General features: G+C 44.5%; 19 protein-coding genes. 6 read left to right on the top strand and 13 right to left on the bottom strand.

The features are described 5' to 3' along the window. Positions 1 to 54: 54 nt before the first annotated feature. The 4 genes from parE to ftsP all read left to right on the top strand — a co-directional run bounded on the left by parE (position 55) and on the right by ftsP (position 6,821). A complete protein-coding gene (gene parE, locus HFU86_RS15795; protein WP_036956276.1) occupies positions 55 to 1,950 on the top strand; it encodes a DNA topoisomerase IV subunit B in 1,896 nt (631 codons plus the stop codon). 36 nt (positions 1,951 to 1,986) lie between these two features. Then, the gene (parC, locus tag HFU86_RS15790) at positions 1,987 to 4,242 is read left to right on the top strand and encodes a DNA topoisomerase IV subunit A (RefSeq protein ID WP_108478476.1); all 2,256 of its coding nucleotides are present in this window, start codon (positions 1,987 to 1,989) and stop codon (positions 4,240 to 4,242) included. A 56-nt stretch (positions 4,243 to 4,298) separates the two neighbouring features. After that, positions 4,299 to 5,027, top strand: a complete 729-nt coding sequence (locus HFU86_RS15785; protein ID WP_036956280.1) for a 1-acylglycerol-3-phosphate O-acyltransferase — start codon at positions 4,299 to 4,301, stop codon at positions 5,025 to 5,027. A 378-nt stretch (positions 5,028 to 5,405) separates the two neighbouring features. Next, the gene (gene ftsP / locus HFU86_RS15780) at positions 5,406 to 6,821 is read left to right on the top strand and encodes a cell division protein FtsP (protein WP_187129639.1); all 1,416 of its coding nucleotides are present in this window, start codon (positions 5,406 to 5,408) and stop codon (positions 6,819 to 6,821) included. A 50-nt stretch (positions 6,822 to 6,871) separates the two neighbouring features. Here the strand turns inward: ftsP and HFU86_RS15775 are convergent, their stop codons facing one another. Next, positions 6,872 to 7,486, bottom strand: a complete 615-nt coding sequence (locus tag HFU86_RS15775; RefSeq protein WP_187129638.1) for a LysE family translocator — start codon at positions 7,484 to 7,486, stop codon at positions 6,872 to 6,874. A gap of 202 nt (positions 7,487 to 7,688) precedes the next feature. On the opposite strand from HFU86_RS15775, the gene folA reads away from it, so the two are divergent. Continuing rightward, positions 7,689 to 8,183, top strand: coding sequence for a type 3 dihydrofolate reductase (gene folA, locus HFU86_RS15770; RefSeq protein ID WP_036956287.1), 495 nt, complete (start codon positions 7,689 to 7,691; stop codon positions 8,181 to 8,183). Positions 8,184 to 8,262: 79 nt separating this feature from the next. Here folA and apaH read toward each other — a convergent pair whose 3' ends face one another. The 6 genes from apaH to lptD form a co-directional block, all read right to left on the bottom strand. After that, complete coding sequence (gene apaH / locus HFU86_RS15765; protein WP_036956289.1) at positions 8,263 to 9,090, bottom strand: bis(5'-nucleosyl)-tetraphosphatase (symmetrical) ApaH; 828 nt, start codon at positions 9,088 to 9,090, stop codon at positions 8,263 to 8,265. 2 nt (positions 9,091 to 9,092) lie between these two features. Continuing rightward, positions 9,093 to 9,470, bottom strand: coding sequence for a Co2+/Mg2+ efflux protein ApaG (apaG, locus tag HFU86_RS15760; protein ID WP_036956291.1), 378 nt, complete (start codon positions 9,468 to 9,470; stop codon positions 9,093 to 9,095). 18 nt (positions 9,471 to 9,488) lie between these two features. Then, on the bottom strand, positions 9,489 to 10,298 hold the full coding sequence (gene rsmA / locus HFU86_RS15755; protein WP_036956293.1) for a 16S rRNA (adenine(1518)-N(6)/adenine(1519)-N(6))-dimethyltransferase RsmA: 810 nt from the start codon (positions 10,296 to 10,298) through the stop codon (positions 9,489 to 9,491). Continuing rightward, the gene (pdxA, locus tag HFU86_RS15750) at positions 10,295 to 11,287 is read right to left on the bottom strand and encodes a 4-hydroxythreonine-4-phosphate dehydrogenase PdxA (protein ID WP_132496536.1); all 993 of its coding nucleotides are present in this window, start codon (positions 11,285 to 11,287) and stop codon (positions 10,295 to 10,297) included. The genes rsmA and pdxA overlap by 4 nt, the downstream gene beginning before the upstream one ends. Further along, a complete protein-coding gene (gene surA, locus HFU86_RS15745) occupies positions 11,268 to 12,590 on the bottom strand; it encodes a peptidylprolyl isomerase SurA (RefSeq protein WP_036956295.1) in 1,323 nt (440 codons plus the stop codon). The genes pdxA and surA overlap by 20 nt, the downstream gene beginning before the upstream one ends. A gap of 68 nt (positions 12,591 to 12,658) precedes the next feature. Beyond that, entirely contained in the window at positions 12,659 to 15,019 is a 2,361-nt protein-coding gene (lptD, locus tag HFU86_RS15740; protein ID WP_187129875.1) for an LPS assembly protein LptD, read from the bottom strand. A gap of 204 nt (positions 15,020 to 15,223) precedes the next feature. Here lptD and djlA point away from each other — a divergent pair, with 204 nt between their 5' ends. Then, positions 15,224 to 16,039 (top strand): co-chaperone DjlA, encoded by an 816-nt coding sequence (djlA, locus tag HFU86_RS15735; RefSeq protein WP_132496534.1) that lies wholly within the window; start codon positions 15,224 to 15,226, stop codon positions 16,037 to 16,039. 86 nt (positions 16,040 to 16,125) lie between these two features. On the opposite strand, the gene rluA is transcribed toward djlA, so the two are convergent. The 6 genes from rluA to thiB form a co-directional block, all read right to left on the bottom strand. Beyond that, entirely contained in the window at positions 16,126 to 16,776 is a 651-nt protein-coding gene (gene rluA / locus HFU86_RS15730; RefSeq protein WP_132496533.1) for a bifunctional tRNA pseudouridine(32) synthase/23S rRNA pseudouridine(746) synthase RluA, read from the bottom strand. A 270-nt stretch (positions 16,777 to 17,046) separates the two neighbouring features. Continuing rightward, complete coding sequence (gene rapA / locus HFU86_RS15725; protein WP_187129637.1) at positions 17,047 to 19,953, bottom strand: RNA polymerase-associated protein RapA; 2,907 nt, start codon at positions 19,951 to 19,953, stop codon at positions 17,047 to 17,049. Positions 19,954 to 20,286: 333 nt separating this feature from the next. Further along, positions 20,287 to 22,638, bottom strand: coding sequence for a DNA polymerase II (locus tag HFU86_RS15720; RefSeq protein ID WP_187129636.1), 2,352 nt, complete (start codon positions 22,636 to 22,638; stop codon positions 20,287 to 20,289). Between the two features lie 75 nt (positions 22,639 to 22,713). Next, on the bottom strand, positions 22,714 to 23,412 hold the full coding sequence (gene thiQ / locus HFU86_RS15715) for a thiamine ABC transporter ATP-binding protein ThiQ (RefSeq protein ID WP_187129635.1): 699 nt from the start codon (positions 23,410 to 23,412) through the stop codon (positions 22,714 to 22,716). Beyond that, the gene (gene thiP, locus HFU86_RS15710; protein ID WP_187129634.1) at positions 23,405 to 25,009 is read right to left on the bottom strand and encodes a thiamine/thiamine pyrophosphate ABC transporter permease ThiP; all 1,605 of its coding nucleotides are present in this window, start codon (positions 25,007 to 25,009) and stop codon (positions 23,405 to 23,407) included. The genes thiQ and thiP overlap by 8 nt, the downstream gene beginning before the upstream one ends. Next, a complete protein-coding gene (gene thiB / locus HFU86_RS15705) occupies positions 24,985 to 25,989 on the bottom strand; it encodes a thiamine ABC transporter substrate binding subunit (protein ID WP_187129633.1) in 1,005 nt (334 codons plus the stop codon). Before thiB ends, thiP begins: the two co-directional genes overlap by 25 nt. Positions 25,990 to 25,993 lie beyond the last annotated feature (4 nt).

The following is a 25,993-nucleotide window of genomic DNA, read 5'->3' as shown; positions in this document are numbered from 1 at the left end:
TTGAATTATTTAGGGTATAGTTCAATTAATCATCTATTACCGCAGAATGACAACATGACTCAATCTAGTTATAACGCAGAGGACATTGAAGTTCTCAGTGGTTTGGAGCCTGTTCGCCGTCGTCCTGGCATGTATACCGACACCAGCCGACCGAACCATTTGGCTCAAGAAGTAATTGATAACAGTGTCGATGAAGCCTTAGCTGGACATGCCGGACACATCCAAGTGATTTTATACCCCGATCAATCCCTTGAAGTGATTGATGATGGGCGTGGTATGCCTGTTGATATCCACCCAGAAATGAAAGTCTCCGCGGTTGAGCTGATTTTAGGGCAACTGCATGCTGGGGGAAAATTCTCCAATAAAAACTATCAATTTTCGGGTGGTTTGCACGGTGTTGGTATCTCCGTGGTCAATGCGTTATCAAAGCGTATTGAAGTCACCGTGCGCCGTGATGGCCAGGTTTATCAAATTGCGTTTGAAAATGGCGAAAAAGTCGAAGATTTACAAGTCATTGGTACTTGTGGCAAACGCAACACAGGAACCAGTGTCCATTTTTGGCCAGATGAAAGCTATTTTGATAGCCCGCGTTTCTCCGTTTCGCGCTTAACTCATAACTTAAAAGCAAAAGCTGTTTTATGCCCTGGCGTACAAATTACGTTTAAGGATCTGCTCAATGAAACTGAGCAAAGCTGGTGCTATAGCGATGGGTTAACCGACTACTTAATGGAATCGGTAGATGGTTTTGAAGCGCTGCCTGCCAAGCCATTTACGGGTGAATTCTCTGCTGAAGTTGAAGCCGCTCAATGGGCGCTATTATGGTTGCCCGAAGGTGGTGAGCTACTGACGGAAAGCTACGTTAACTTGATCCCAACAGCGCAGGGCGGTACTCACGTTAATGGGTTACGCCAAGGCTTACTCGATGCGATGCGTGAATTCTGTGAATTTCGTAATATTTTGCCGCGCGGAGTGAAGCTATCTGCGGATGATATTTGGGATCGCTGCGCCTATGTTTTATCTGTGAAAATGCAAGATCCGCAATTTGCAGGGCAGACGAAAGAGCGTCTTTCTTCCCGTCAATGTGCAGCTTTTGTTTCTGGTGTGGTGAAAGATGCCTTTAGCTTATGGCTAAACCAGAATGTTCAAGTTGCTGAGCAATTGGCTGAAATGGCGATTTCTAGCGCCCAGCGTCGCCTACGTGCGGCGAAAAAAGTGGTGCGTAAGAAACTCACGAGTGGCCCAGCATTGCCGGGTAAATTAGCGGATTGTAGCTCTCAAGATCTCTCCATGACAGAACTGTTCTTAGTGGAAGGGGACTCGGCAGGTGGATCGGCGAAACAAGCTCGTGATCGTGAATATCAAGCCATCATGCCGCTGCGCGGTAAGATCCTCAATACGTGGGAAGTCTCTTCTGATGAGGTTTTAGCCTCTCAAGAAGTTCACGATATTTCTGTCGCGATTGGTATGGATCCTGATAGCGAAGATATTTCTCAGCTACGATATGGGAAAGTCTGTATCCTCGCGGATGCGGACTCCGATGGACTGCACATTGCCACATTGCTGTGCGCCTTGTTTGTGCGCCATTTCCCTAAATTGGTCAAAGAGGGGCATGTCTATATGGCAATGCCGCCACTGTATCGTATCGATTTAGGCAAAGAGACTTACTACGCATTAGACGAAAGTGAAAAAAATGCGGTATTGGAAAGATTAAGCCGTAAAAAAGGCAAACCAAACGTCCAGCGCTTTAAAGGACTGGGTGAAATGAACCCGCCACAATTGCGTGAAACGACGTTAGATCCAAATACTCGCCGCCTCGTTCAGTTAACTATCGATGATGATAATTACACAGAAACTATGTCGAAGATGGACATGCTTCTGGCTAAAAAACGCTCGGAAGATCGTCGTAACTGGCTGCAAGAAAAAGGCGATACGGCAGAAATTGAGGTCTGATCATAATCGGATGAATAAGAGTAAGGAACGTATTGAATGAGTGAAATTACTCATGACGGTGTGGAGCGTTTACCGCTTCATGCCTTTACTGAAAACGCCTATCTGAACTACTCGATGTACGTCATCATGGATAGAGCGTTGCCATTTATCGGCGATGGACTTAAACCTGTTCAGCGCCGAATTGTGTATGCCATGTCCGAATTGGGGCTGAGCAACACGGCAAAATATAAGAAATCAGCCAGAACCGTCGGTGATGTATTAGGTAAATATCATCCGCACGGTGATAGCGCCTGTTATGAAGCGATGGTGTTGATGGCGCAGCCATTCTCCTACCGTTATCCTTTGGTTGACGGTCAAGGAAACTGGGGGGCTCCAGATGATCCGAAATCCTTCGCTGCGATGCGTTATACCGAGTCTCGCTTATCAAAATATGCAGAAGTTCTGCTCAGCGAATTAGGTCACGGTACCGTTGATTGGGTACCTAACTTTGACGGTACATTAAATGAGCCGAAAATGTTGCCTGCCCGTCTGCCAAATATTTTATTAAATGGTACCACGGGGATCGCCGTGGGTATGGCGACCGATATTCCACCACACAATGCGCGCGAAGTGGCAAGTGCGCTGGTGGCACTACTGGAAAAACCAAAGTTAAATCTTGATGAGATTATGCAGTTTATTCCGGGTCCTGATTACCCAACGGAAGCTGAAATTATCTCTTCACCGGAAGATATCCGTAAGGTTTACCAAAACGGTCGTGGCTCAGTGCGTATGCGTGCGGTATGGGAAAAAGAAGATGGTAATGCGGTAATCACAGCGCTGCCTCATCAAGTTTCCGGCGCTAAAATCCTTGAGCAGATTGCAAACCAGATGCGCGCGAAAAAGCTGCCAATGGTCGAAGATCTGCGTGATGAATCAGATCATGAAAACCCAACGCGTTTAGTGATCGTTCCGCGCAGCAACCGCGTGGATCTTGATCAAGTGATGACCCACTTGTTTGCAACGACAGATCTTGAAAGAAGCTACCGTGTTAACTTAAACATGATTGGCTTAGATAACCGTCCGGCAGTGAAAGGATTGGTTGAGATCCTCACCGAGTGGATCACGTATCGTCGTCAAACAGTACGCAATCGCTTAAACCACCGTTTAGAAAAAGTATTAAGACGCCTACATATTTTGGATGGTTTACTCATCGCTTATTTGAATATCGATGAAGTCATTGAAATCATTCGTAATGAAGATGAGCCAAAAGCCGTCTTAATGTCGCGCTTTAATATTAGCGATACCCAAGCCGAAGCGATTTTAGAATTAAAACTGCGTCACTTAGCGAAACTTGAAGAGATGAAAATTCGCGGTGAACAGGATGAATTAGCCAAAGAGCGCGATGAGTTACAAGCTATTTTAGGCTCAGAAGCTCGTTTGAATACCTTGATTAAGAAAGAGATTCAGGCAGATGCTAAAGCCTATGGTGATGATCGTCGTTCGCCGCTGCAAGAGCGCGAAGAAGCCAAAGCACTTAGTGAGCATGAAATTCTGCCTTCGGAGCCGATTACTGTCGTCTTGTCTGACATGGGCTGGGTGCGTAGTGCGAAAGGGCATGATATCGAGCCAAGTAATCTGAGCTACAAAGCGGGGGATAGCTTTAAAGGCGCCGCCCGTGGTAAGTCTAATCAAGCGGCGGTATTCCTTGATACCACAGGGCGTAGTTATTCTGTCGACCCGCTGGAATTACCTTCTGCACGTAGCCAAGGCGAGCCGTTAACAGGGAAATTAACACTTCCACCGGGCGCAACGATTGAGCATGTCCTGATGGCGCCTGAAGAGCAGAAATACTTAATGGCGTCTGATGCGGGTTATGGTTTTATTTGCACCTTTAATGATTTGGTGACGAAGAATAAAACCGGTAAAGCGTTGATGTCATTACCTGAAAATGCAAAAGTCATGGCGCCGATTGAGCTAAATAACGAAAAAGAAGATTTGTTATTAGCCATCACGAAAGCCGGTCGCATGTTATTATTCCCTGTGTCTGACCTCCCACAATTATCCAAAGGGAAGGGGAATAAAATTATTAACATCACAGGGGCGCAAGCCGCAAGTGGTGAAGACTTACTGGTTTGGTTAATGGTGATCCCACCTCAAGCCTCGATCACACTCTATTTTGGTAAGCGTAAACTGAAATTTAAATCAGAAGACTTACAGAAATACCGTGCAGAGCGTGGACGTAAAGGAACATCGTTACCGCGTGGTTTACATAACATTGAACGTATTGATGTTGATTCTGTGGATACAGAGTAAAAATAACAATAATTCAAGGGCTTGGTTAAAGCCCTTTTCATAAGTTAAGGAATATTATGCTAGCGCTAATTAGAGCTATCATTGTGATCATATTTACGATTTGTGTGTGTGTAGGTGGCAGTATCTACTGCCTATTTAGCCCACGAAATCCAAGACATGTGATGACGTTTGGTCGTATGTTTGGGCGTTTGTCCCATGTGTTCGGTATTAAAATGATTGACCGTGTTCCGGCTAAGGCAAAGGATTACGGTCCAAGTATTTATATCGGTAACCACCAAAATAACTATGACATGGTCACTATGTCGAATGGTGTTCAACCAAGAACCGTTACTGTGGGTAAAAAGAGCCTTGTTCTGATCCCATTCTTTGGCTTCTTGTACTGGATCACGGGAAATATTTTGATTGACCGTGGTAACCGTTCGAAAGCCCATAACACTATTTCCCAAGTTGCCGAGCAGATTAAATCTCGTAAGATTTCAGTCTGGATGTTCCCTGAAGGAACTCGTAGCCGTGGTCGTGGTTTACTGCCATTTAAAACGGGCGCATTCCATGCTGCGATTGCTGCTGGTGTGCCAATTGTGCCTGTGTGTGTGTCTACAACACAAAACAAAATTAGCTTGAACCGTTGGAATAATGGTCATGTGATTATTGAAATGTTGGATCCGATAGATACCTCGAAATACTCTAAAGATCAGGTTCGTGAGCTATCGGAATATTGTCATGACTTGATGGAAGCTAAAATTAAAGAGTTAGATAAAGAAGTTGAAGAGCTGAATAAACGCTAATCTCCATACTTTTACTAAGTTCTATGATTTTACTAAGTTAATTGATATCGATAGTGGGAAGGTCATTCAGAACTTCCCACTATGTTATTCTGGCGATGTTATTTTCACTGCGAGACTTTTGCTCCACTATTTTCTCCGTCATATAATCCCACTCGTAATTATTACCACTCAAATTTATTATATTTTAATTATTGATACATATATTTTTAGAATTCCATGCCCTTTCGCGATATGATGGCTCGCAAATTTGTCGCAAGATAAATTATTGAATTCCAAATAGTGGTATCACCAGCACATACCTAAAAATACTCGTATAAATCACTAATTTATAATGATTTATTAAAATAATTTGCTGGTTTTTTATTTAGCGGAGAATCTATGTTATTCAGTCGTTGCCGATCATTGCTGATTAGCGGGTTGGCTGTGTGCTTATTGCAGGTATCAACTTATGCGAGTGCAGAAGGAACGACCGCACTCCCTGTTCCACCCTTGCTAGAATCCCGTTCGGGACAGCCACTCTTTTTAACATTACAAAAAATCCATTGGTCTTTCGATGGTAAATATTCAGCGGAAGTTTTAGGGATTAATGGTTCTTATCCAGGACCCACTATTCGCGTAAAAAACGGCGATGACCTCAAACTAATCTATAGCAATAGACTACCGGATGCCGTTTCAATGACGATTAGCGGGTTGCAGATCCCCGGCACGCAAATTGGCGGTGCAGCGAGACAAATTTCGCCAAATGCAGATTGGTCGCCGGTGATCCCTATTCGCCAAAATGCGGCAACGCTTTGGTATCACGCGAATACCCAAGGTAAAATGGGACAGCAAATCTACAATGGTTTACTGGGAATGTGGATCATTGATGATGATTCCACAAAAGAGTTACGTTTACCAAAACATTACGGCGTAGATGATTTCCCGATTATTATTCAAGACAAACGTTTGGATAACTTTGGCGTTCCTGAATATTACACTGATGAGAATGGATTCCTCGGGGATACATTAGTGGTTAACGGTGTGCAAGATCCCTATGTCGAAGTTTCTCGTGGTTGGGTACGTTTAAGATTATTAAACGCGTCTAACTCCAGACGCTATGTGATGAAAATCAGCGATGGCCGTCCTTTCGTGATGATAGCGTCAGATCAAGGATTGCTAACGGTGCCTGCCAGCGTACAAGAACTTTCACTTGCACCGGGAGAACGTCGTGAAGTGCTGATTGATATGGCGAAAACTGCTGAACTGACGATTACAGCAGGGGAATCTGCCTCGTTGATGGATCGCGTAAAAGGGCTATTTGAACCGTCGAATAATTTAATTTCCACCAATGTGCTAACCATCAAAGCGACGGGATTAATGTCATTGGTGACGGATGATGTTCCAAAACAATTAGTTTTGGATACGACACAGATTACCTCCTCGATTACTAACCGTGATATCCAACTAAATGATCCAGTAGGCATCAATGGCGTAAAATTGGATACGGGGCGTGTGGATATTACTTCTCGCCAAGGCAGTTGGGAGCGTTGGAATGTCAGCAGTCAACAGCCTCAATCTTTCCACATTGAAGGTGTTCGCTTTAAAGTGATCAACTGTAATGGGCAGCCAGCTAAGCCAGATAACTTTGGATGGAAAGATACCGTTTGGATTGATGGGCGCTGTGAGCTACTGGTGCAGATGCTGCAACCGTCTTACAACCATTTCCCATTCCTGTTTTATAGCCAAAACCTCGAAAAAGCAGATTTAGGCTCAGTGGGACAACTGGTTATTACACCTGAAGATGGTAGTAACTAATTGAAACATTAGAAAAAGCCCGCAATTAGCGGGCTTTTTTACGTTAAAGATTAGCTTAATGCTACGCGTATACCAAATGCTACTAGCACCACGCCAAGGACTTTATCCACATATTTTTGTACTTTCGCTAGCCCTTTTCTAACGGGGGCACTTTGAATTAAGCACACCAAAATTGGCCAGTAAATCACAGCAAGACCCCAAATAATAAAGGCGAACCAGAGCTTTTCTGAGAATGTCGAATCCACACTAAGCACTTGAGTAAAAATCGCTAAGAAGAATAAAGTTGCCTTAGGATTTAAGACGTTACATAAGAAACCTTGCATGAACGCTTTTTTGAATGTGACATGCTCATGTTGATTGCTCATTAAATCAACACTCTGAGCCTTCTGTGGCATCAGGCTTTTAATCCCAATCCAGATTAAATACGCCGCGCCAGCATATTTAAGAATATTAAATAACCATGGCGTGGTGGTGATCAACACGGCGAGCCCTGCCACGCAATAAGACATATGAAGTGCAATAGCAACGATAATACCGAGGGCAGTCATCATGGCTGCTGAACGTTGGTAACGCGCTGCATTCTTGATAATTAAAAAGAAATCTGGACCTGGTGAGATCATGCCAAGGGCGGCAATCGTCGCGACCATGATACTGGTCTGATACATAATGTAATCTCTTTATTTTAGGTTGAACTAAACTGAGTAATAAGGGACTAAAAGCGTTGTAAACATCGTTTAGTGCATTGACTTGAGTCGTTCGAGTATAAGGGATTGAGTGGTATTTAAGGAAGATTAAATTTAGTCGACGAAGTATGTCTGTTTCCGTATAGTGTGCACAATTTTTATATTTCGTTTCTAAGGTGGTTAGATGAATATTAGCTTAATCGCAGCAATGGCGTTCGATCAGGTTATCGGCATGGAAAATGCGATGCCTTGGAATTTACCAGGTGATTTGGCGTGGTTTAAGCGTCAAACATTGAATAAACCTGTGATTATGGGACGCGTGACTTATGAAGCCCTAGGTCGTCCTTTACCGCAGCGTGTCAATATTGTTTTAAGTAGCCAAGCAGGCACAGAAACTGGTGTTATCTGGGTTAAATCAGTTGAAGAAGCATTAGAAGCCGCGAAGGCAGTTGAAGGTGCTGATGAGATTATGGTGATTGGTGGTGGTAAGGTTTATCAACAATTCCTTCCAATGGCGAATAAACTCTATTTGACTCACGTGGATGCTGAAGTGATTGGGGATACACATTTCCCTGCTTACGAGCCTGATGAATGGGACTCTATTTTCACTGAATATCATGAGGCAGACGAAGCGAATAGCCACGGTTTCTGCATTGAAGTTCTGACTCGTCGCGTTTAACCGTCGCTGCTCTAGTCAACAAAAATGGCACTGTTAGGTGCCATTTTGCTATCTATCATTTGGTATCTAGAGTAAACACTCACTCTTTGCGACGTTTCTGGTGAGATTTCTGTCTATGGAATGTTTTAGTTTCCCAGTGAAGCAGCGTTAAATCCCCTCCCCAGCAACAGCCAGTATCCATCGCATACACATGTTCCGGTGTAAACTTACCTTCCAATGATGCCCAATGACCAAAGAAAATGGCGTAATCTTCAGGGAATTGACTTGGTAGAGAAAACCATGGCTTCAGTGGAGCAGGAGCTTTAGCTGGGCTCTCTTTGCAGATCATATCCAGTTGCCCATTTGGAAAACAATAACGCAGGCGGGTGAGGGCATTGGTGCTGTAGCGTAAACGCGCTAGCCCCATCAAACTTTCAGACCAATTGTTTGGCATGTCGCCATACATAGAGTCAATAAATAGCGGATATGCATCGCTTGAAAGCACAGCTTCCACTTCGCGAGCGCACATTTTTGCGGTTTCGAGATCCCACTGTGGCGTAATACCGGCGTGGGTCATGACCATTTTTTGCTCTTCATCGACTTGTAAAAGTGGCTGACGGCGTAACCAATTGATGAGCTCATCGATATCGGGTGCATTGAGTAACTCATCAAGATGGTCTTTAGGCTTATTGCGACTGATTTTGCAGTAGATGCCAATCAAATGTAGGTCATGGTTGCCTAACACTAATCGTGCTGATGAGCCTAAACTTTTCACATAGCGTAAGACTTGCAATGACTCGGGTCCACGAGCAACAAGGTCACCCGTTAGCCATAATGTATCTTGCTGTGGATCGAAATTCACGCTATCGAGAAGTTCCCGCAGCTCACGATAACAACCGTGTATATCACCTACAATGTATGTGGACATAATTAATTAATCAGTGTTGGGATAGCGAGGCGAAATGCAGGAATATCAACATGAAAGTGATTTCCTTGATCGCTCAGCATAACGTAATAGCCTTCCATCGTACCCATTGGTGTTTCTAAGATAGCACCGCTGGTATAGCGATATTCTTTGCCCGGTAGGATAACGGGTTGTTCACCCACCACGCCTTCACCTTGCACTTCAGTTTTACGACCATCACTATTGGTAATGAGCCAGTAACGGCTCATTAGCTGTATAGGAATTCGCCCTAAATTGCGGATACAAATAGTATACGCAAAGACAAAACGGGCAATGTCGGGCTGGGATTGGCTTTCTATGTAGACACTTTGAACTTGGATGCTCACATTGGGATCATTCAGCATAGTGCCTCCTCAGATTCTCTATTCCGATAAATTACACAGATAGTTTGCCATCTTACAATAGTGCTCAACGGAGATATTTTCAGCGCGCGTTCCTGGGTCGATGCCCAGTTCGGTTAACTGCTCAACGCTGAATAAATCCCCAAGACTATTGCGGATAGTTTTACGACGTTGGTTAAATGCTTGAGTCGTAATACGGCTCAATACTTTAATATCCTTCACTGGGTATGGATTTTCCTTGTGAGGGATCAATCTTACTACCGCAGAGTCCACTTTTGGTGGTGGTGCAAAGGCAGTAGGCGGAACTTCAAGCACAGGAACAACATTGCAGTAATATTGCGCCATTACGCTTAAACGACCGAAAGCTTTGCTTCCAGGTCCTGCTACTAATCGATTAACCACTTCTTTTTGCAACATGAAATTCATGTCGGAAATTTGGTTGGTGAATGTAAACAGGTGGAACATCAACGGTGTTGAGATGTTATAAGGCAAATTACCAAATACGCGTATTGGCTGTCCAGCTTGTTTCGCCAGTTCACCAAAATCGACAGTCATCGCATCTTGCTGGATGATGGTTAGCTTGTCTTTCAGCTGTGGATGGACATGCAGACGAGCGGCAAGGTCGCGGTCAAGTTCGACAACCGTCATTTTATCCATGCGGCTACCAACAGGTTCAGTTAATGCACCAAGACCCGGACCAATTTCTACAATGGCTTGTCCTGGTTGTGGGTGCATTGCATCTACAATACTGTCGATAATAAATTGGTCAGTTAAAAAGTTCTGCCCGAAACGTTTGCGGGCAAGGTGCCCCTGATGGACTCGATTATTCATGAATTCTTTTGTGTCATTTGGATAGCTAATTTCAATGCGGTGATGAAACTGCCCGCATCGGCTTGACCCGTACCTGCTAATTCAAGCGCTGTGCCGTGATCGACGGAAGTACGGATAAATGGCAGACCAAGGGTAATATTTACCGCTCTGCCGAAACCTTGGTATTTTAACACAGGTAGTCCCTGATCGTGATACATCGCTAATACTGCATCTGCATCGGTTAAATACTTCGGTTGGAAAAGCGTGTCTGCGGGTAAAGGACCGATTAAGGTAATGCCTTGTTTACGCAAGGTTTCTAGGGCTGGAATGATGGTTTCAATCTCTTCCATTCCCATATGTCCGCCTTCTCCGGCATGAGGGTTAAGCCCACAAACATAGATGTGCGGGTTTTCAATACCAAACTTGGTTTGCAGGTCATGATGCAAAATGGTGATCACTTCATGCAAGCTTTGTTGGGTAATTGCGTCGGAGACATCTTTTAGCGGCAGGTGCGTGGTCGCTAAAGCGACACGTAATTCTTGTGTTGCGAGCATCATCACAACGCGGTCGCAGTGACTTCTATCTGCGAAAAATTCGGTATGTCCACTAAATGGAATACCAGCGTCATTAATAATGCCTTTGTGAACAGGCCCCGTCACAATGGCAGAAAATTCATCACTCAAACAGCCATCACAAGCACGCGCTAAAGTTTCAGTAACATATTCACCATTACGAACATCGAGTTTTCCAGCTTCTGCCGGTGCATTCAGTGAAACGGGAACAATCGACAATTGTCCAGCGACAGAAGTCTGTGGCTGTTTTGCATCATATTCGCGTAATGTTAGCGGTAAATTGAGAGTTTTAGCGCGTTGAAGAAGCAGGTCTGGATCTGCGCAAGCCACAAGCTCGACAGGCCATGCCTGCTGAGCTAATTGGATCAGAAGATCTGGACCTACCCCGGCAGGTTCACCGGGGGTGATGACGATTGGCTTATTTTGCTTGTTCATCATTAGATTGGCTTTGGCGACCATCCACGATATTCACATAAGCCGCAGCGCGTTGTTCTTGCATCCAAGTCTGCGCTTCTTCGTTAAACTTACGATTGAACAGTAAACGGTACGCTTGATCTTTCTTCGCGGCATCAGTTTTATCGACACTGCGAGTATCTTCTAACTGAATTAAGTGCCAGCCGAAACTTGAAGGTACAGGTTGGCTGATTTCACCTTTTTTCAGTTTCATCAGTGCGTCACGGAATGCAGGGTCGTAAACATCAGGCATATTCCAACCTAATTCCCCACCTTTTAATGCACTACCTGGGTCTTCGGAGTTCTCTTTAGCCGCTTCTTCAAATGAAATTCTGCCGTTACGGATCTCTTGAGCCAGTTGAGTCAGTTTTTGTCTTGCTGTTGCATCATCCATAATTGGTGATGATTTCAGTAAGATATGACGCGCTTTCACTTCGGTGACAGAAATTGGCTGGTGAGTATCACCAGTAACGTCATTGACACGTAAAATATGGAAGCCTACACCTGAACGAATTGGACCAACGATGTCGCCTTTCTTCGAGTTTTTCAGTTGATCAGAAAAGACCACTGGCAGCTCTTGCAGACGTGACCAACCCATGTTTCCACCTTTCAGTGCTTGAGGGTCAGCAGAGTAAGCAATTGCTAATTTACCGAAATCAGAGCCTTTTTTCAGGTCAGTTAAGATTTTATCAACTAACGATTCTGCTTTTGATAACTGTTCTGGCGTTGGGTTCTCTGGCAGTGGGATCAGAATGTGGCTTAAATTTACGCCTTTCTGAGCATTCATTTGAGAATCCATTTGCTCAGCTAATGCATCAACTTCTTGAGGCAAAATGGTGATACGGCGGCGAACTTCGTTATTACGCACTTCCGCTAACAGCATTTCCTTACGGATTTCGCTGCGGTATTTGCCCATATTGATACCATCCGCGGTCAGGCGTTTTTCCATCTGCGGTAAGGTTAAATTGTTTTGGCGAGCAATATCCGCGATAGTCGCATTCACAGCTTCTTCAGGGATATTAATCTGCATTTGGTTAGCCATCTGCAACATGATGTTATCCATAACCAAACGGTCGATGATTTGTTGGCGCAGGGTTTGATCATCAGGAACTTGTTGATTTGCATTACGTGCATTCAACTTCACTGTATTGATCATATTCTGGACGTCGCTTTCAAGTACAACTCCGTTGTTGACAACCGCAGCCACTTTATCCATTTGCTGTGGCGCAGCTAAACTTGCAGAGCTTGCGAACATCAGTCCCAGAATAAGTGTTCTCCAATTCTTCATAATGGTCCTATAAAATTGACTTTTATTCCGCATATGCGGGCTAATCGTGATCGTTATGTTGTTTGTTATCAGAAAGCACGTTGATAAGGAATAATACCTTGTTTCAACATCTCCTGACTACCTAAACTATGATTGTTATTTAGGCCTCTAAGTTCCACGTTGATAGACCATTTATTGTCATATTCACTGCTGAACTTCTCATTTTGCCAACCCACAATCTTACGTTCGTATCCTAAATTCACCGCCCAACAGCAGGCATTGTACTGTAATCCGACAAGCTGGCTCGCCGATTGTTGCTGCTTAGTATCGTAATAGTAAGAACCAACAAAGCCCCAATTTTCACTTAATGGCCAGCTGACAACAGTACCAATCTGGGAAATACCTTGTTGGTATTCAGGTAGTTTATATACATTCTCATTATCTTTTTGGTATGTCGCTTGAATATAGTCACGGTCAACAAAGCGGTAATTCAGCTGAATTAGTCTATCTGCATCAAAGCGATATTCAGTAACTGCGTTCCCCATGGTGATGTTACCAAGGCGGCGGTCATACTGTAAGTTCCCTCTAATGCCCCAGTTTTCATCAATGTGCCACATGGCATCGGTTGCCCACAGCAATGATCCCGTATCACTCTTATCATCAATTTTTCGCGTTGAATTCCCCGCGCGAGGGCGCTCTAAATAGTAAATTTGTCCAACGGAGAAATTGAAGCGCTCAGCTAAATTTTCATCATAAATACGGGTGGTTAAACCGGTTGTGAACTGGTTTGCTGAAGCGATACGGTCTAAACCACTGTATATACGGTCACGGAATAAGCCCGAATAATCAGATTGTAATAATGATGAGTCGTAGTTATTGATATTGTCCTGATCTTTATACGGAATATATAAATACTGAACTCGTGGTTCTAAAGTTTGAACAAAATCACTGCCTTGGAATAAGTCGCGCTCAAATACCACCTTCGCATCACTCTTAAACATTGGCAGCACACGGGTGACATTTTTTTCTAGGCTACTATTTTCTTGGGCTTTAGGGATATCTTGATCATAGTGAGTTGCGAATAGTCTTACGCTGTTATTCATTTGCGCCCAACCGTTAGACAGCGGCATGCTGACTTCAGGTTCGATATGCAAACGGGTTGCGTCTGGGTTATTTTCACCCACACTAGTAAAACGAGCAGCTTGTGCGTAAGTATGGAAATCCAACATACCGACGTCATTTTGGTAATAGTTAAAATCGATTTGCGGTTCAGCTTTATAAGCACGCTTATTTGGGTTATCCACAAAGATTTGGAACTGTTTGTGAGACACTTTCATGTTCCAGTTGGTATCAGAATAGCCGACGTTAAATTTCTGTGTGGCATAACCATCAGTGGTGCTACCGTACTGAGAGCTAAAATCAGTAAAGTATTGGGGATCACTTACTTTAGTGTAGTCGGCACCAAAGCTCCAGTGCTGAGCAAAGGTCCCTGAGTGGCGCCAGTAGAATAACCAACGGTCATCGCTGTCACGGGCATCACGTTTCTTATTCTCTTTATCTTTAATATAAGCGCGGTCGTGGTTAATGAAGTCAAATGCTATCGTACCCGTACCTGGTGTGATTAAATAACGGAATTCGTTATTTAATTTAACGCCTCGGTGGGTCATAAATTGTGGCGTAATCGTCGCATCGTAATTTGGTGCGATGTTCCAATAATACGGCAGCGTGAACTCTAACCCGTCGTTGTTTGAATAGCTTCCCATTGGGATTAAGAAACCAGAACGGCGTTTGCTACCAATCGGTAACTGCATATATGGGCTATAGAACACAGGCACATCTGCGATACGGAAACGAGCATGCCAAATTTCTGCGACTTCCTCCTCGCGGTCAATAATCACTTCAGAGCCTGCAACGCTCCATGTATTACTGCCCGGTAAGCAACTGGTGAAAGTCCCGTTTTCCATAATGGAATAGCGGTTTTCACCTCGCATTTTCATTTTTTTCGCATCACCGCGACCTTGACGACCTACCATCATGTAGTTACCGTCATCAACGTCAGTGTTTTTATTATCTAAGTTTGACCACGCTGAAGGACCCTTCAGGATAATTTGAGGGTCATCGTAATGGACATTCCCTGTCGCCGTCACTTCACGAACCGGTTCTTCACCCTCTTTTTGGGTTTGTGTCAGTTTAACGTTATCTGCTGTGAGAGTCTGGTTGCCCTGCTGAATATCAACGTTACCAGTATATTCGACAAAATTAGGGTATTCCCCTGTGACGTCGTCAGCTTGAATCTCAATCGGTAAGCTATTTTGATCACCAGAGATAATAGGTTTGTCATAAACAGGCACCCCAAGCATACATTGTGCTGCAAGATCAGCATGTGCTTGCTGGCTATAAATAGCCGCCCATACCATGGTGGCGATTATTGTGGGATAACTTTTCTTCATCATTAAATAGGGAGTCCGTCAAATGGGCACAGTCGGCAAACGCTCAAAGACTATCTTAGCCAACCCGTTTTCGCCAGTATAATATCAAAACTGGAATAAACGTAGTTAGCAACTTGTTAGGCTCTTTATCGTTATGCACAAAAGCAGAATGGATAGTATGATAATGCAAAATTGCATTCTGAGCATTGAAGAATTGAGGGATATATGCACTATTGGGGTAAAATTATTGGGGTGATACTCGCTATTGTCTCCGGTTTAGGGTTTTGGGGAGCATTAGCTGGCTTACTGATTGGGCACGGTTTTGATAAGGCTTCGGCTCAACGTAAGTTCGCTGGCGCCTTCAATAAGCGCGACAGACAAATTATTTTCTTCGCAAGTACCTTTCAAATATTAGGGCATTTAACCAAGTCAAAAGGGCGTGTCACCGAGACTGATATCCAGTTAGCATCGAACCTGATGGACAGAATGCAACTGCATGGAGAAACTCGCAAAGCCGCTCAACAAGCCTTTAGAGAGGGAAAATCCCCAGACTTTCCACTGCGTGATGTTCTTAAACAATTACGTATGGCTTGCTATGGTCGTTTTGACCTTGTTCAGATGTTTCTGGAAATTCAATTGCAAGCTGCTTTCGCGGATGGAACCCTACATCCTAACGAAAGAAAAGTGCTATTTATCATCGCGGAAGAGCTGGGTATCTCCAAAATTCAGTTTGAGCAATTCTTAGATATGATCCAAAGCGGTCGCCAGTTTGGTCATGGTTATTCTCAGCAGCAGTCTGGAGGCTATTATCAACAAAATAATGGTCCTACGCTGGAAGATGCCTGTAAGGTACTTGGAGTTTCCGTCGATGATGATCCAACGAAAATTAAGCGAGCGTACCGTAAGCTGATGAGTGAGCATCACCCTGATAAGCTCGTTGCAAAAGGGTTACCGCCAGAGATGATGGAAATTGCTAAGCAAAAAGCGCAGTCAATTCAGGCAGCTTATGATCTTGTTAAAAAAGAGAAGGGTTTCAAATAACTTCAGTTTTTAAATAACTTCAGTTTTAAATAACTTAAGCTTTTAAATAATTGAAGCGCTTGGGTAGCCTAAGCGCTTCAATTAGATTAGAAATCTGGCGGGCAAGTAAAATGCATTGGTGTGCCATACTCAGGATGAGTGATATACAGCTCCTGAGCATGTAACTGCAAACGTGGTGCTAATGCCAATGCTTCTTCATGGGCATAAAATCTGTCACCAAGAATAGGGTGCCCTAACGCAAGCATATGCACACGTAGCTGATGAGAGCGTCCCGTAATTGGCGAAAGTTTGACTCGCGTTGCCTGCTCTTCATATTCTAAAACTTGGTATTCGGTTTGGGCCGATTTCCCTGTTTCAAAACAGACTTTTTGCTTAGGGCGATTTGGCCAGTCACAAATCAGCGGCAAATCCACCAAACCCTCAGGTTTTTCCAAATGCCCCCACACGCGAGCCACATAGTGCTTTTTCGGCTCCCGCTCCCTAAACTGACGCTTGAGTTCACGCTCAGCCGCTTTATGCAGAGCGACGACCATAACGCCACTGGTTGCCATATCTAAACGGTGAACGGACTCTGCCGCAGGATAATCCCGCTGAATACGGCTCATGATGCTGTCATGGTGCTCAGGGGCTTTCCCTGGTACAGAAAGCAAGCCGCTAGGTTTATTGACTACAATAATATGCTCGTCTTGGTAGAGTATATGTAGCCAGGGTTCAGTTGGCGGGTTGTAGGGTAACATTTTCTTTTATCCTTCATTCTTCACGCTGTAGCGGTGTTGGCTGCTCTTAGCTACCCTAGTCACATACTTGTGTATGCTCCCAAGGATATCTTCGTTTGCCGCCTAGCTACAACGCGAATAATTTTGGCTAATAATAGAGATATAAAGTCAAAAGCCAAACTATAAATATCTACTTTTTATCCTTCATTCTTCATGCTGTAGCGGTGCTGGCTGCTATCAGCCAGCACCGCTGTAACTCGCATAATCTCGGGGAGTGTCGTGCTATATTCTCTACTGATGCGTGACAACTACTAAGCGGATAGCGTCGAGGCGCCATGAAGCTTGGTCGATGTTGATCATCAATTGGCGACGCTCTTCCTCGATAATATCGAGTTCTTCATCACGGATATTTGGGTTAACCGCTTTCAGCGCTTCCAAGCGAGACAGTTCCAGAGTCAGGGCTTTATCAGCAGCTTCTTTGGCATTCTCAATAATGGATTTTGCTTCTTTCTCGACCATCGGTTCAGAGAGGCGTAATACAGAATGCACTTCGTTTTGAACCGCATTAACCAACTTGCTCGCCATATGACGGTTGATGGCATTTAATTGGCGGTTAAAGCTCTCAAACTCCACTTGTGAAGATAGATTATTACCTTTTAAATCAATCAATAAACGAACTGGAGTCGCCGGTAAAAAACGGCTGATTTGCAGCTGTTTCGGCGCTTGAGCTTCTACCACATAAATCAGTTCGGTCAGCAAGGTGCCTACTGGCAACGCTTTGTTTTTCAACACGGAAACTGCACAGCTACCCGTATCGCTGGATAATACTAAATCCAAACCGTTGCGAATAATCGGATGTTCCCAGCTAATAAACTGCGTATCTTCGCGGGAAAGTGCTTGTTCGCGGTCAAAAGTGATCGTGCAGCCATCTTGCGGTAATCCTGGAAAATCAGGCACTAACATATGGTCGGACGGTGTGAGGATAATTAAGTTATCACTCTTATCTTCTTGGTTGATCCCAACAATATCAAACAGGTTCAGTGCAAAGTTAACCAGCTCAGTCTCGTTATCGCCTTCACCAATCTCTTCGGCTAATTTATTACCGGCTTCACCGCCATTTGAGTGCATTTCCAGCAAACGGTCACGACCTTGCTCTAACTGTGCTTTGAGTGCATCGTGCTCTTCACGGCTGGTTTTAATAAATTCATCAAACCCGTCAGTGATGGTTGGCTCAGCCATAAATTGCAGCAATTGTTGGTAATATTTATCGTAAATAGTACGACCGGTAGGGCAAGTATGCTCAAAAGCATCTAAACCTTCATGGTACCAACGAATTAATACGGCTTGTGCGGTATTTTCCAAGTAAGGCACGTTGATTACGATATCGCGGCTTTGACCAATACGATCCAAACGACCAATACGCTGCTCAAGCAAGTCAGGGTTGAATGGCAGGTCAAACATCACTAATTGGTTAGCAAACTGGAAGTTACGACCTTCTGAACCAATTTCAGAACACAGCAATACCTGCGCGCCTTCTTCTTGTGAAGCAAAGTATGCAGCAGCACGGTCACGCTCTAACAGGGATAAACCTTCGTGGAATACCGCCGCACGGATCCCTTCACGCTCACGCAGAACTTGCTCAAGTTGCAGTGCTGTAGCGGCTTTGGCACAGATAACCAGTACTTTTTCATGGCGATTTGCGGTTAAGAAGCCCATCAGCCATTCAACACGCGGGTCGAAGTTCCACCAAGTGGCGTTTTCACCTTCAAATTCTTGGTAGATTTGTTCCGGATACAGCATCTCTTTTGCGCGAGTTTCCACATCCTTTTTCGTGCCCATAATGCCAGCGACTTTGATTGCCGTTTGGTATTGAGTTGGCAGTGGCATTTTTAAAGAATGCAATTCACGGCGTGGAAAGCCTTTGACACCATTACGGGTGTTTCTAAATAACAGGCGGCTAGTACCGTGTCTGTCCATCAGCATATGGATCAGTTCTTGGCGAGCGACTTGGCTGTCATCGCCTTCAAGATTAGCGGCTTTTAATAACGGCTCAATATCTTGTTCTTTGATAAGCTCGTTGAGCAGGTTTTGCTGGTCATTCGTCAGTTTATCGCCTGAAAGTAGCAGTGAAACCGCATCGGCGACAGGGCGATAATTTTCTTGCTCGGCTAAGAACTCTTGATAGTCATGGAAGCGGTTAGGGTCGAGGAGGCGCAAACGCGCAAAGTGGCTCTCTTGGCCTAATTGCTCCGGTGTTGCCGTTAGCAGTAAAACAGAAGGAACATGTTCTGCTAAGGTTTCAATCACTTGATATTCACGGCTTGGGGCAGTTTCGCTCCATTGCAGATGGTGAGCTTCATCGACGACCATCATGTCCCAGCCCGCTTCGACGAGTTGGTCAAAACGCTGTTTATTACGACGAACAAAATCCAGAGAACACAGGACTAATTGCTCAGTTTCAAATGGGTTATCGCTGTCGTGTTGGGCTTCGCTGTAGCGGCTATCATCAAACAGGGAAAAACGCAGGTTAAAACGGCGTAGCATTTCCACCAGCCATTGATGCTGTAAGCTATCTGGGACAATGATCAATACACGCTCAGCACGACCTGCCATCAATTGTTGATGGATTATCATACCCGCTTCGATGGTTTTCCCTAAGCCCACTTCATCCGCCAGTAAAACTCGTGGATTGTGGCGCTTACCGACTTCGTTAGCAATATGCAACTGATGCGGGATCAAACTCGCGCGGATCCCACGCAGGCCCGTAGATTGGTGTTTAACTTGTTCGCTTTGAAATTTACGTGCGCGAAAACGCAGAGCAAAACGATCCATACGATCGATTTGACCGGCGAACAGTCTATCTTGTGGCTTATTAAACGTTAGCTTGCTATCAAGGAACACTTCTCTCAGGCTGACATCCACTTCTTGGGTGTCTAAACGCGTTCCTGTGTAGGTCAATAACCCTTTATCTTCTTGAATACTTTCAACTTGTAGCTGCCAACCTTCGTGACTAGTGATGGTATCACCTTCGTTGAACATCACTCGGGTAATTGGGGCATCACTACGTGAGTACAGTCGGTTTTCCCCAGTGGCAGGGAAAAGCAACGTCACCATACGGGCATCAATAGCCACGACGGCGCCTAACCCAAGTTCGCTTTCTGTGTCGCTGATCCAGCGTTGACCAAGAGTAAATGGCATAGGTTTAATTTAATTCCATAATTTTGATTGTTTATTTTTAGATGTTTAAGACAACTAACCGGTGTCTTTGCCCAGTGTTGATATAACGGTTATATACCAAGGGTGATGCGAAATTTTTTAATCGTTTTGCCGTTTGGCAATTATAGCTCTTTTCTCTTTCGAGTCGCGTTGCTCGAATTATGATGAGTATAGCCGATTTTCTCGCCAAGCTGTGCGTATAACAGGTCGAGATATCAAAGGGGCGTTATATTAATTCAACATTCGCTTATCGTCACCTGTTAAAAATGCGGCAATTGTAATAAGAATTGTACAATTCTCGCTGTTCGTTAGGCTTTAAAACAAAAGATTAATTTGCCCTGTCAAAATGGCGTCAAAATCATCTTGCAGAAATGGCAGAATTCCATCGGCGATAGGTTTGATTTGCTTAAGAATATAATGCTCATAGTCAGGCTTCGCAGTCACGGTCTCTAATGGCTCAGGACCCGCTTGAGTGATGATATAACTAATCCACCCCCCATTTTGATATTGCAATGGGCGCTGTAATTGCAAATTGTACTCATCGGCTTGGCGTGCGGCTCGTACATGAGGTGGCACATTACGTTGATAATCTGACAATTTACGCCGTAGGCGCTTGCGGTAAATCAAGCGATCGTCATATTCTCCTGAACGAATGGCATGAATATAGTCGCGAATAAATTCCCGATAAGGCTGGCGATAAAAAATGCGCGTATACAGCTCTTTTTGGAAATTTTGAGCGAGAGGTGTCCAGTCTGAACGAATGGTTTCTAAGCCTTTAAAAACCATCGTATCTTGGCTTAAACCCGCATAGCGTTTTTTACTGCCTTGGTCTGTGCTTCTAATTGTTGGCATCAAAAAGCGCCGATAATGGGTTTCATACTCAAGCTCGAGCACACCATCAAGTTGCCACTCTTCTTTAAGATGCTGTTTCCACCAATTATTTACATGGTCACGCAGTTGATAGCCCACTTTTTGAGCTTGTTCATCAGTATGGGGATCTCGTAGCCAAACAAAGGTGGAATCGGTGTCCCCATAAATTACCTGATATCCTTGGGATTCAATCAATTGTTTGGTAATTCGCATGATTTCATGACCACGCATGGTGATTGACGCGGTTAATCGCGGATCAAAAAAGCGGCATCCATCGGCACCCAAAACCCCAGCAAAAGCATTCATAATAATTTTGAGGGCTTGAGAAAGCGGGGCATTTTTTTGCTGTTTGGCTTTATCACGACCTTGCCAAATATGGCTGACAATATCTGGCAAGCAATGGGTTGTACGGGAAAACCAAGCACCGCGAAACCCTTCAACAGAGTGTTCAGGGTCTGGGTGTGCAAGCCCTTCAATCATGCCTGCTGGGTCAATTAAAAAGGTACGAATAATAGAGGGATACAGGCTTTTATAATCAAGCACTAAAACGGAGTCATACAAACCCGGCTGAGAATCCATGACAAATCCACCGGGATTGAGCTGAAACTTCTGCTCACAGAGCGTTGGGGCAACAAACCCTAAGCGGTGTAGCCGAGGAATATATAAATGGGAAAAGGCGGCTACCGAGCCCCCCATGCGATCGGCTGCTAACCCCGTGACCGTCGAGCGCTCTTGCAAGAACGCCATTAAATCGGTTTTCTCAAAGATGCGATGCACCAATATACAGTCTTGAATATTGTAATGGGCGAGGGCGGGTTTATCGTGAGCGAAGCGGCGGTTAATTTCATCCATACGATCATAGGGAGTATCAATCGCTTTCCCTTCCCCAAGGAGCTGCTGGGCAACGGATTCCAAACTGAATGAGCTAAAACTCCATGTCGCCGATTTTAACGCATCAATACCATCGATAATTAGGCGACCTTCAGCAGAGGCAAAAAAGACACCTTGCTTAAAACCGTGTTCTCGCCATTCGAGTTTTTTCCCTTGCCGACCGAGCAACAGAGAGATGCCATAGCGCTCTGCATGCTTTTGTAAAACTTGCAAATCAAACTGGATCAGATTCCAGCCGATGATGGCATCGGGATCGTACTGTTGCAGCCATTCGTTCAATTTTTCAAGTAATTGAGGGCGGCTGGTGGTATACACGAGTCGATGTTGGTCATTCAGAGCAGGGCCTTGATCGGGTCCCAACATAAACACCACATTGTCACCGCAGCCAGATAATCCAATCGAATAAAGCTCCCCATGTTGGCTAGTTTCAATATCGAGGGAAACGGCGTGCAGTGTCGGGCGATAACCTTCACAGGGTTTGAGTTGATATTTCCCCTGACGATTGCGAGAAAACCACACGGGAGCGGTAATAAAGCGCTCCATTAAATAACGCTCACAAGGGCGAATATCGGTTTCCAGCAGTTCAACGCCTAATGCTTGGCAGTTTTTATCTAGGTTTTGTAATTGACGATATTGCTGGCAATAGATGGCATAGACTTTTTCGCGTTTAAAATCTCGCAGTTCCACGGAGCGATAGCTGATATCAGCTTGTCCTTCAATTAAATGACGTACTAGGGAAAACTTGGATTCAGGTAAAAAACCCACGGCTTGTTGATAGGGAACAATGACTTTTTGTGGTTTATTATCCGTGAGTAACCAATAGCTTACCTCGACACCGTAGCGGGTATCTCGCCAATGGCGGCTAAGAATAAAGCCTTTTTCCGCGGGGGTATTTGACTGAGGCATAAAGGAAACTCGCGTAAATAATCTGCAAATTAATATACGCGAGTAGTGGGAATTTATACAGTGTTATTTATCGAGCTAATTAGAAATGCCCAATAATGCAGAAGCGTTAGTTTTGCCTTGTAACAGTGTTTCGGTATCGCCGTCATACACAATTGCACCATCGGCGACCACTAAGCTACGAGGGGCGATTTGTAGCGAGTCTTCAATACTGTGAGATACCATTAATAATGTGATGGATTTATTCACGCAAACGTCATTGAGTAGTTGCAGCATTTCACTGCGCAGCGCAGGGTCAAGGGCGGAAAACGGCTCATCCAGCAATAAAATCGGTTGATTGCGAATTAAACAGCGGGCGAGTGCGGCTCGTTGACGCTGCCCACCGGATAACTGCGCTGGTGTTCGATCTAAACAGTCGGTTAAACTGACCTGCTGCGCCATTTGTTCAACTTCAGCCATTTGCGATGCACTCAAACGTAAGCTCGGTTGTAAACCTAGCCCAATATTTTGCCTCACAGTTAGGTGAGCAAACAGGTTATTTTCTTGAAATAACATGGAAACAGGGCGTTTAGCTGGGGGCGTAAATGTATGATTTTCACCATTTAAGGTGATAGTGCCACTGCGAGGAAATTGAAACCCACTAATTAGGCTGAGCAGCGTGCTTTTGCCTGCGCCACTAGGACCCATTACGGCAACTCGTTCCCCCGAAGCTACCGCAATATCAAAATGCATATTTAGGTTATCGTATTGATAATCTAGATTTTGTAATTCAATCATGAGTTTTCCCCGATAGGCGTTCGAGTAGGCTAAACAGGCAGAAACAGAGTAACAACAATAACATCGCGGTAACCGCTCCATCATTGGTTCGATACGCGCCAATCTGTTGATAAAGATAGTAAGGCAAGGTGCGGAACTCTTCATTACCAAACAAGGCGACCACGCCAAAATCCCCAATCGAAATCACGCAAGCGAATGCCAATGCTTGTGCGATAGGTTTGCGTAATGCTCGTAATTCAATGATTTTAAATCGATTAAAACCAGTAATTTCGAGTGATTGGCATAACGGATTATAGCGTTGAGCCAGATCTCGCATTGGGTTATCCAGTACCTTTAGCGCGTAAGGGATAGCGAGTAAGGCGTTAGTCATGATCACCAACGGATAAGGAGTTTCGGGTATTCCAATGGTTTCATTGAAAAAGATAAAAAAGCCAGTCGCCAGCACAATACCCGGCATCGCCAGAATAATCAGCCCGCTTAGCTCAATAGCTTGTCCAAGTTTTAATGCATTTCTTAAACGCAGTTCACGGCTACTCCATAGCAGCATTAGCGTGAGGATCACGCACAAAATTCCAGCACAGAGAGCAATAAACAGTGAGGTCAATGTGGCTTGCCATAACGCAGATTGCTGTAAAACATCCAGTAATTGACCATTGAGCCCATCAACAATGACCGCTAATAACGGCGGAATTAATAGCAAAATAGCTGCTGCGATCACCAGCCAGTCACGTAAACGGCGAAATAGGTTATCGGCAGGATCAAACCATGATGTTTGGTGGCTAAATCCAACGGAAAAGGCATGGTTAATACGTTGGCAAATAAGCATTAACCCTACGCAACATCCCAACTGAATTAACGCAAGCAGTGTGGCTCGGCCTAAATCAAAGTCATAGCTCAGTGCTTGGTAAATCGCGAGTTCGATAGTGGTCGCCGCAGGACCACCACCCAGAGCCAGTACCGTCGCAAAGCTGGCAAAGCAGAGCATGAAAATCAGCGCGCCTGTTGGCAATATCTGACGGCGTAAATAAGGCCACTCTAGAATGGTAAATTGCTGCCACTCATTAAACCCAAGTTGAGCGGCACTTTGACGCTGCTCAATGGCAATATTTTCAAGGGATTGCAGCAACATCCGGGTGGCGAGTGGCATATTGAAAAAGATATGCGCCAATAAAATGCCACGCAGACCATAAGGGGAAAACTGATAGTCAACACCAAGCCATAGGCACAGTTTTGCTAGCCATCCGGTTTGTCCATATACCGACAAAATACCGAAAACGGCGACTAAAACGGGTAAAACAAGGGTCATTGCACACAAGCGGAGCAAGAGTATTCTTCCCCAAAATCGCCGGCGATACAGGGCTCTTGCAAGAAAAATAGCGGGAATAATGGAAAAAATAGCGGAAAGCAATGCCTGCCAAAACGTAAAACCGATGACATGCCATAAATAATCGTCGTCGATTATCTCGCGGAGGGAAACTTCAGGTGCGAAAAACCACAGCGCCCCAAAAGCGAGCAGGGCAACGACGATTAAAAGACCGGAGGCTATTGCCCCCGGTAATAAGGTTAAATTGATTAACGACTGACGGCGGTTTGCCATAAACGTGTCCACGTTTGACGTTCTTTAGCCACTTCTTCCGCGCTAAATTGCAGGGATTTAGCAGGCAGTGGTAGCACGTTATACACTTCAGGCAACGGCATATCGATAACCGGATACATCCAGTTAGTGGTTGGTAATGTGCCTTGGAATTCAGGGGTTAACATAAACTGTAAGAACTGTTTTGCCAGTTCAGGCTGCGGGCTGTGTTTTAATCTTGCCGCCACTTCGACTTGCATATAATGCCCTTCATCGAACAATGCTGCCGCGTAGTTGTCTTTCTTATCATTTAAAATTTGATAACCCGGCGAAGAGGTGTAGCTCAGGACAAAATCTCCTTCACCTTTTAAGAACAAGCCATAAGACTCACTCCAACCTTTGGTCACGGTCAGTGTTTTCGCTGCCATTTTCTTCCATGCATTAGCCGATTTATCACCGTAGATTTTCTCAATCCACAGCATTAATCCTAATCCTGGGGTGCTGGTACGTGGATCTTGGTAAATGATTTTCCACTTATTTTTGCTATCAAGCAGTTCATCCATGCTTTTTGGCGGTTGCTTGATTTTATTGGTGTCATAGATAAAGGCGAAATAACCATAATCATAAGGAATGAATGTTTTGCTTGTCCATTCGATAGGTAATTTAAGCGCATCCGTTTTGATATCTGCTGGGGCAAATAAGCCAGTTTTTTCTGCGGAATCGAGCAAGTTGTTATCTAACCCTAAGATAATGTCGGCTTTGCTTTTAGCTCCTTCCATACGTAGACGATTCAGTAGCGCAACACCATCCCCTAGAGAAACCAGTTTTAACTCGCATTCACATTGAGCTTCGAAATTCTTTTTGATTTGAGGACCTGGTCCCCATTCTGCAGCAAAGGAATCATAGGTATATACCGTCAACGTTGGTTTTTCGGCAGAGGCGAATGCAGCAAAACTTAAGGTGGTTAAGGCAATGAGTGAGGTAAAGAGTTTATTTTTAGTCATTGTA

This window comes from Providencia sp. JUb39 (assembly GCF_012272845.1).
Classification (GTDB): domain Bacteria; phylum Pseudomonadota; class Gammaproteobacteria; order Enterobacterales; family Enterobacteriaceae; genus Providencia; species Providencia lanzhouensis.
The sequence above is the reverse complement of the archived record's forward strand: the minus strand, read 5'-3'. Positions and strand labels throughout refer to the sequence as shown.

Bases quoted from the DNA above. Each gene is read 5' to 3' on its own strand.
- parE (WP_036956276.1), top strand. From the start codon at position 55: ATGACTCAATCTAGTTATAACGCAGAGGACATTGAAGTTCTCAGTGGT.
- parC (WP_108478476.1), top strand. From the start codon at position 1,987: ATGAGTGAAATTACTCATGACGGTGTGGAGCGTTTACCGCTTCATGCC.
- HFU86_RS15785 (WP_036956280.1), top strand. From the start codon at position 4,299: ATGCTAGCGCTAATTAGAGCTATCATTGTGATCATATTTACGATTTGT.
- ftsP (WP_187129639.1), top strand. From the start codon at position 5,406: ATGTTATTCAGTCGTTGCCGATCATTGCTGATTAGCGGGTTGGCTGTG.
- HFU86_RS15775 (WP_187129638.1), bottom strand. From the start codon at position 7,486: ATGTATCAGACCAGTATCATGGTCGCGACGATTGCCGCCCTTGGCATG.
- folA (WP_036956287.1), top strand. From the start codon at position 7,689: ATGAATATTAGCTTAATCGCAGCAATGGCGTTCGATCAGGTTATCGGC.
- apaH (WP_036956289.1), bottom strand. From the start codon at position 9,090: ATGTCCACATACATTGTAGGTGATATACACGGTTGTTATCGTGAGCTG.
- apaG (WP_036956291.1), bottom strand. From the start codon at position 9,470: ATGCTGAATGATCCCAATGTGAGCATCCAAGTTCAAAGTGTCTACATA.
- rsmA (WP_036956293.1), bottom strand. From the start codon at position 10,298: ATGAATAATCGAGTCCATCAGGGGCACCTTGCCCGCAAACGTTTCGGG.
- pdxA (WP_132496536.1), bottom strand. From the start codon at position 11,287: ATGATGAACAAGCAAAATAAGCCAATCGTCATCACCCCCGGTGAACCT.
- surA (WP_036956295.1), bottom strand. From the start codon at position 12,590: ATGAAGAATTGGAGAACACTTATTCTGGGACTGATGTTCGCAAGCTCT.
- lptD (WP_187129875.1), bottom strand. From the start codon at position 15,019: ATGAAGAAAAGTTATCCCACAATAATCGCCACCATGGTATGGGCGGCT.
- djlA (WP_132496534.1), top strand. From the start codon at position 15,224: ATGCACTATTGGGGTAAAATTATTGGGGTGATACTCGCTATTGTCTCC.
- rluA (WP_132496533.1), bottom strand. From the start codon at position 16,776: ATGTTACCCTACAACCCGCCAACTGAACCCTGGCTACATATACTCTAC.
- rapA (WP_187129637.1), bottom strand. From the start codon at position 19,953: ATGCCATTTACTCTTGGTCAACGCTGGATCAGCGACACAGAAAGCGAA.
- HFU86_RS15720 (WP_187129636.1), bottom strand. From the start codon at position 22,638: ATGCCTCAGTCAAATACCCCCGCGGAAAAAGGCTTTATTCTTAGCCGC.
- thiQ (WP_187129635.1), bottom strand. From the start codon at position 23,412: ATGATTGAATTACAAAATCTAGATTATCAATACGATAACCTAAATATG.
- thiP (WP_187129634.1), bottom strand. From the start codon at position 25,009: ATGGCAAACCGCCGTCAGTCGTTAATCAATTTAACCTTATTACCGGGG.
- thiB (WP_187129633.1), bottom strand. From the start codon at position 25,989: ATGACTAAAAATAAACTCTTTACCTCACTCATTGCCTTAACCACCTTA.